The organism is Planctomycetia bacterium (genome assembly GCA_021413845.1).
GTDB lineage: Bacteria > Planctomycetota > Planctomycetia > Pirellulales > PNKZ01 > PNKZ01.
In genome coordinates, this window is the sequence record JAIOPP010000098.1 from 1 (window position 1) to 6,338 (window position 6,338).

Consider the following 6,338-nt stretch of genomic DNA (forward strand, 5'->3'; position numbering starts at 1 on the left):
GATCTCCAATTCCGCTTCCCGTAACTTCTGAATGATCTGCTCCACTTTCAAGCGCTTCGTCCCCATGATCGCCTCCCTTTTTCAAGTGATGGTCGTCAGTCTACGACTGACGACCGGACTCGTTTAAGGGGGGCAGGTCAGCTCGCCCCACCTTTCGACGGATCGCGAATACGCCGACTTTGAGATGCGCTTCGAGTGGCGCGGCCTGAAGGATCGCTACAACAGCGGCTTTTATATTCGCAGCGGGCCGAAGCTCGGCTCGAATCAGATCAACCTGGCGAAAGGGGCCGAGGGCAAGTTCATGGCTAAGGTCACCGGCGGCGATCCGGTCCCGCAGCTCCAAAAGCCGTCGGGCGAATGGAACGACTGGCGCGTGGTCGTCGAAGGAGAGAAGGCCGTGTTTTGGTGCAACGGCAAGCAGGCGTGGGAAGCGACCGGCCTGAAGCCCGCGAAGGGGTACATCGGATTGCAGGCGGAAGGTGCGGCGCTGGAGTTCAGGAATCTGCGACTGCGCGAGATCAAGCACTAGCTGCGGACGACTCGTGATTGCCACATTAACAACACGAGGATCGCAGAGGATGGCAACGATGACCGCCACGGCAATTTGCCATGACCAACGCCCACAGTCCCGAGAGGTGTCACGATGATCACTCGCCGCCGACTCTTACAGACCGCTGGATTGACTTTTGCAACGACCGTTCTGCCCGGCGCGTCGCAAGCTGCGGGACCGACCAAACCGAAGAGTGCCGGAGCGCTCGTCACCAATGTGCCTGCGGTACGTGCGATTCTCGAGCCGTACGACGTGCAGCTTGTTCTTTCGGGTCACGGACATCTGCGCGAGCGAATCGAATTGACCGGGACCGCGTACATTCAATCAGGCGCCGTTTACGGACGTTGGTGGAAGGGATGACTCAATAACGAGGCCGAGGCGTTCGGCGTCGTCACCTGCAATCCGGACGGCTTCTCGTATCGCTACGAGGATTACGGCTGGCAGGCCGCCAAGGCGTGACGGTTCGGTCCGACATCACTTGATTCTTGACGATCTCCGTCATCACGACCCCCACTCGTCGCCGTCGATCGGCCGTGGTTGGGCTGGCCCCTAAATCGGCGCGCTTAATGGAATGTTGTAGGCCGCTTCGCTAGCATGGGGACAATTGCCGTTTCGGCGTGTATCCGAGCGGACCCTATCTGAAAGTTTCTGCTTTAGGCCGCGTTATATCGCATGGGACCAAGTCAAACGCCAAGCGGTCGTAGGCTAATTGCTACGTGCTCGTACTGCGGGAGCAAGCAGCGGTATGTCTCCGGCACAATGAAATGCAATCGGTGCGGCCATACCGATAATAATCCTGTTACGACAACGACCGCGAATTCCGGCCGGCGACCTCTCGGCGCCATTTTGGCTTCAGAGCCACTGAACGAGGCTGAGCGGCAGCACGTGCGGATATATTCTGAGAAAATTGAGAGCTTCTATGATCGACTCGTAACACCGGGAGTTTCTAGAACTCGCACAATCTCGCTAGTGCTTCGTGCAGTAAGAGACACCGGGTTAACCGAAGGTGAGTTTCATGACGCAATTTTTCGATTAGGACAGCTCGACGCTGAGCGGCTATTAAAGCGGGTTGAATCGTCCTGGCGTAATCTGTCGCTCAAACCCAAAAAGCTGGCGGCGTCGATGAAAAAAGCCGTGGCGAAAAAGAAACCAAAGCGGAAGCGCAAAGTTTGGCTTCGCGCTGTCGGACAAACTCGCAAGCCTGGAAGTCATCGCGACAACGGGTAGCGAAACTTCAAAGCAGATGGCCGTTGTCGTCCTGGGCAGCGGACAGAGATGGTGACTGCACGATAACTGATCGTTTCATCAGGAGTATTGCATTGCGGTCCATCTGCGCCATCATCGTGCTCACTTTCGGCGGCGGCTGGGCCGGTGCGGCCGGCTATATTTTCCCGAAACCGGCGATTCGTTCTTCCAGCACGCTGGCAGCCATATTTCGTGGGTTCGTTTTCTGCCGTCGGGCAAACTCGTTGTTGCGAATTCGTTCAATGTGTTGAACGTGTGGGAAGTCGGTGAGCGGCGTTTGATGGCAACACGCAAGTTTCCGTCGCACGTCCACTTGATCGCTTGCGATGAGCGAAGTTTGATCTGCTTCAGCGGCGACGACGGTATCCTTGAACTCGATCCTAAAACATTTATTCCGATCGCCGGCGAAGAACCTTCCCCGGCGATCCGCTTTCGCGCCGAGCACTCGAGTCTTCTTTTCCGATCAGCTCGATCGTTGGGCCGTCGCCAAGTTCGGTCAGGGATTTGCCGTGATCGAAGCCGACCGGCCCCGACGCTTCCGACGACAACGCCTTGGATTGGCGTCCGATGGGTCTGTTGGGGGACGACGTGTTCGTGTTGCGTTCCGAGGGGGGCTTCAACTGCGCCGCGCTTTCCTCGAATTCGGAGATGGTTCCTGAGCTACGACTACGGAGTCACGATCCTGATGTTGCTTCAAGGGCCGAAGCGACTACGCGCGGTTGCCGATGCCTCGACCGTGATACTGCGGGGCCGAACAGGTATCGCCGGATCCGACGAACTCCGCAAGCTCAAAGTGCAAGCACGACGGCTTCGTCAGATCGGTTCGTTGGAACCGCTCGCCGGTACAGTCGTAGAACAGAATCGTGTGACGAATCGCATCCCAGACGGCGGAGAACCGCACGCTACGAGGACCGTCTAATGTGAAGTGGAGGCCGCAGGGCTGGCCGTGCCTTCTGAGCATCTGCTCATCGAACAGGAATGCTCCCGGCAATAGTTGCCCTCGTTCGCAGATCACCTCCTGCACGAAGCGCCGCAGTGCTTCCAGGCTTGTCGGTTCCAAGTGATCCCCCGCCGTGTTCGCTGATCGGTCCGAGCCGTCGTGGCCCGAACATCGCAACCCTGGTTATCGGCAGACCGGTCGACGCAATTCGGCCCGAGGTCGCTACAGAATCCCGGTCTGTCGACCGGTGGGGACCGCTAGCAGTGAAAGGTAGCTGAACTGGGAGCCGTCTCACAACGTCGCCAACGGAAAGAGCCGCCCGTTGCGGGGCGGCTCTTTCCGTAGCTTGATCGGCGGACTTCTTTGAGCGACTTGAGTTTGGCGATCAACGCTTCGGCATGCAGCACTCCACCGACCTTGTGGATGAACTCGAACGCGTCGGCTCGGATTCCTAGCTGCCGAACAAGTCCCAGGGAGCATTACGAACTCGGTGCCTCCCCAACTAGAGAATGTGTAAGCCCCTCGCGGGCGTTTATCGCCCGAGGAACTCCTGGAGAGTTCTAGCCCGGCGATAAGTATTCCCGTTGCGTCGGTGCTAAGATCATCGAGCCGGTCATCCTCGTTTTCGCCCACGATCGCCACACGGAATTGATCATGAAGAACTTCCTTGTCGGATTCTTGTTGCTCCTCTGTGCGACCTCGGCCGTCGCGCAGCAAGCGACCGCACAGCCCCTGTCGAGCACCGCGTCCGCCGCGATTCGTGAGCCTGAAGTTCCGTTGCGGACTTGGCAAGGAATCCCCGGCCTGGAGCGCACGGCCAAAGGTCGAGTGTTCGTTTCTTGGTTCACCGGGGGGCCGAAGGAGCCTGCTCCGGAGAACACCGTCTTGCTCTGTTACAGCGATGACGGCGGCTCGACCTTCACGCTTCCTCGGGCGATGGCCGGGCCCCGCGACGGCTCGCGCGCTTTCGATCCGACGCTGTGGATCGATCCGCTCGGTCGGCTTTGGTACATCTTCAATCGGGGTAACAAGGACGCCGCCGTGCATGATGTGCATGCCCGCATCTGCGAAGCTCCCGACGCGAAGCCTCCGGTGTTCGGCGCTGAGTTCCGCGTCGGCTACCACGCTCCGTGCAGCTTCCGGATGAACAAGCCGACCGTGCTCTCCACCGGCGAGTGGATCATGCCCGTGACGCACGCCGCCGAACCGATTCACGAATGGTTCGCCGGGCCGAAGCAACTGCAAGGCGTCGGAATCTCCACCGACCAAGGGAAGACCTGGAAGCTCCATGGCTCGCTCCAAGCGCCGAACTGGGCTTTGGAGTGCATGATCATTGAGCAGCGCGATGGTCGGCTCCGGCTGTTGACCCGCACCGGGGGCGGCTTCCTGTGGGAGAGCTACTCCACCGATCGGGGGCGAACCTGGAGCGCAGCCCAAGCGAGCAAGATCGCCAATCCCGGCTCGCGCTTCTTTATCCGGCGCCTGTCCTCCGGTAATCTGCTGCTGGTGAACCACCACAACTTCAAAGGTCGTAGTCACCTCACCGCGCAATTATCCACCGACGACATCCCGACGGAGTTCAAGACGCCGACGGCCTGATCTGGATCGTCTACGATCGCGATCGCCAGGGAGCCGGTGAGATCCTGCTGGCGAAGTTTCGCGAGGCCGACGTCGCCGCAGGCAAGGATGTCTCCGGAACCGTGAACCTGAAACGTCTCGTCGATAAGCTGGGCAGGCCGTCTGCGAATACGCCCCAGACGGCGCCGCCGCCGCTTCGCGTCCCCTTTGAGGCACGCCAGGCAAGAGCTGCGCAGGAGGCCTGGGCAAGTCACCTTGGCTTGCCGGTCGAGTCGAAGAATTCCCTGCAAATCAAGTTCGTCATTATTCCGCCGGGCGAATTTCCGATGGGGAGCACCGATGCGCAAGTCGCCCAGGCGTTGAAGTGGTCCGACCCTTTCCGCATGAACGAGAATACCCGCAACCGCATCCGTGAGACGGAGCGACCGCAACACAAGGTGACGATCGAACAGCCGTTCTTGCTGGCGACGACCGAGGTCACGATCGGACAGTTCCGGCAATTCGTTGCCGAGACGAAGTACGTCACCGAGGCCGAAGTGTTCGGCAACGCCAATGCGGCCGGGCCGAGTCCTTCTACGCAGGCGGAGAAAAACGGATTCGATTGGCGTAATCCGGGCTACGCCCAAATCGAGGAAGACGCCGTCTCCCAAATCACCTGGAACGATGCCGTCGTTTTCTGCAATTGGTTGAGCAGGCGCGAGAAGCTCCGACCTAGTTACGAACGGAATGAAAAAACCGGCTGGCGATTACTCCCGGACGCCGACGGCTATCGTCTGCCGACCGAAGCCCGGTGGGAGTATGCCTGCCGGGCCGGGACGACCACGCAGTATTCCTTCGGCGACGATCCCGGAGAGTTGGAGAAGTACGGTTGGTTTCTACTGAAATCGGGGAGCAACCCCGTGCGCAAGGTGGGATCGAAACCGGCCAATCCTTTCGGCTTGTACGACATGCACGGCAACCTCTTTGAATGGTGCGAGGATCTCTACGAAGCTCGGCGCTACGACAATCCCGACGGGGAAAATACCGGTGGTGTTCCCGACGATCCACCACGAGTGCTACGCGGCGGCGACTGGTATGGAAACGCGCTGCGTTGCCGATCAGCCTTCCGGGGGTACGGGGCTCAGTCCACTCGTAGTGACGACGTCGGCTTCCGATTGATGCGACCGCTGTAGCGTGCCGAGCTTCGCCCCACGGCGATTCGTCGTCGGACTGCAAGGTATCGCTCAAGAAACCACCCGCGCCGGACAGCACCGAGAACGTGTCGAGACTTTCGCCACGCGATAGGCGCGCTTGCGTTGTTAGAATAGTGACCATTGCGAGTCCGGATCGTTTCCAGGCTCAAGCCATTTGAGTCATGTCCGCCGAAAACCATGTCGCTCACGATGATGCTCAACCCGTCGAAAATGATTTCGCCGTTTTTACTGGCCTTGCTGGTGCTGGAATGCAGTCCTGCCGACGCGGCCGAGCCGACGCTTGCGGAGACTCGGAAGCAACTCGTAACCACCGGGGAAAGGGCGAGCACGGGACCGGAGAAAGCCGCTGCGCTCATCGACCTCGGCGGCACCTATGCGTCTGAAAACAACCATGCCGCCGCGCGTGCCGAGTTCGAGAAGGCGCTTGCCACGCCAGGCATCGCTCCCGATCAAGCCGGGCAGGCGTTGCTGCAGCTCGCGGATGGCTTCGCTCGCGAATACAAGTGGCAGCCCGCCCAGGCGGCGCTGGAGAAGGCGATTGCGCTGAGGGGTGTCTCGAATGCAGTGAAGATCGACGCCCACATCGCGGCCGGAGGCATTTTCGAGAAATACGGGGACTGGACGAAGGTGAAGGGGGAGTATTCCGAGGCCTTGAAGTTCACCGACATGGCCCCCGAGCGAAAAGCGGCGGCTCGGAGAGCCCTGGCGAAGGCGCTCGTGAATTTGAAGGAGTATGCCGCAGCCCGCGCCGTGATGCGGGAACTCCTCGCCGCCGAGACCGCTCCGAAGGATTCGGTTTCTCGATCGATCCCGCGAACCGTCTTGAAGGAAT

The 6,338-nt window shown here is 59.9% G+C and carries 5 protein-coding genes and 1 pseudogene; 5 read left to right on the forward strand and 1 reads right to left on the reverse strand.

Annotated features, from left to right (window positions below):
* Positions 1 to 148 precede the first annotated feature (148 nt).
* A pseudogene (locus K8U03_18290) lies at positions 149 to 529 on the forward strand (DUF1080 domain-containing protein).
* Between the two features lie 114 nt (positions 530 to 643).
* Positions 644 to 910, forward strand: coding sequence for a hypothetical protein (locus K8U03_18295; GenBank protein ID MCE9606841.1), 267 nt, complete (start codon positions 644 to 646; stop codon positions 908 to 910).
* 1,594 nt (positions 911 to 2,504) lie between these two features.
* On the opposite strand, the gene K8U03_18300 is transcribed toward K8U03_18295, so the two are convergent.
* Positions 2,505 to 2,855: a hypothetical protein gene (locus K8U03_18300; GenBank protein ID MCE9606842.1), complete on the reverse strand. Its 351-nt coding sequence runs from the start codon at positions 2,853 to 2,855 to the stop codon at positions 2,505 to 2,507.
* A 534-nt stretch (positions 2,856 to 3,389) separates the two neighbouring features.
* On the opposite strand from K8U03_18300, the gene K8U03_18305 reads away from it, so the two are divergent.
* The 3 genes from K8U03_18305 to K8U03_18315 all read left to right on the forward strand — a co-directional run.
* Entirely contained in the window at positions 3,390 to 4,334 is a 945-nt protein-coding gene (locus tag K8U03_18305) for a glycoside hydrolase (GenBank protein ID MCE9606843.1), read from the forward strand.
* Positions 4,335 to 4,573: 239 nt separating this feature from the next.
* On the forward strand, positions 4,574 to 5,485 hold the full coding sequence (locus K8U03_18310) for a formylglycine-generating enzyme family protein (GenBank protein MCE9606844.1): 912 nt from the start codon (positions 4,574 to 4,576) through the stop codon (positions 5,483 to 5,485).
* Between the two features lie 198 nt (positions 5,486 to 5,683).
* Positions 5,684 to 6,338, forward strand: a 655-nt coding sequence (locus K8U03_18315; protein ID MCE9606845.1) for a hypothetical protein, incomplete at its 3' end; no start/stop codon positions are given.

Bases quoted from the DNA above. Each gene is read 5' to 3' on its own strand.
- K8U03_18295 (MCE9606841.1), top strand. From the start codon at position 644: ATGATCACTCGCCGCCGACTCTTACAGACCGCTGGATTGACTTTTGCA.
- K8U03_18305 (MCE9606843.1), top strand. From the start codon at position 3,390: ATGAAGAACTTCCTTGTCGGATTCTTGTTGCTCCTCTGTGCGACCTCG.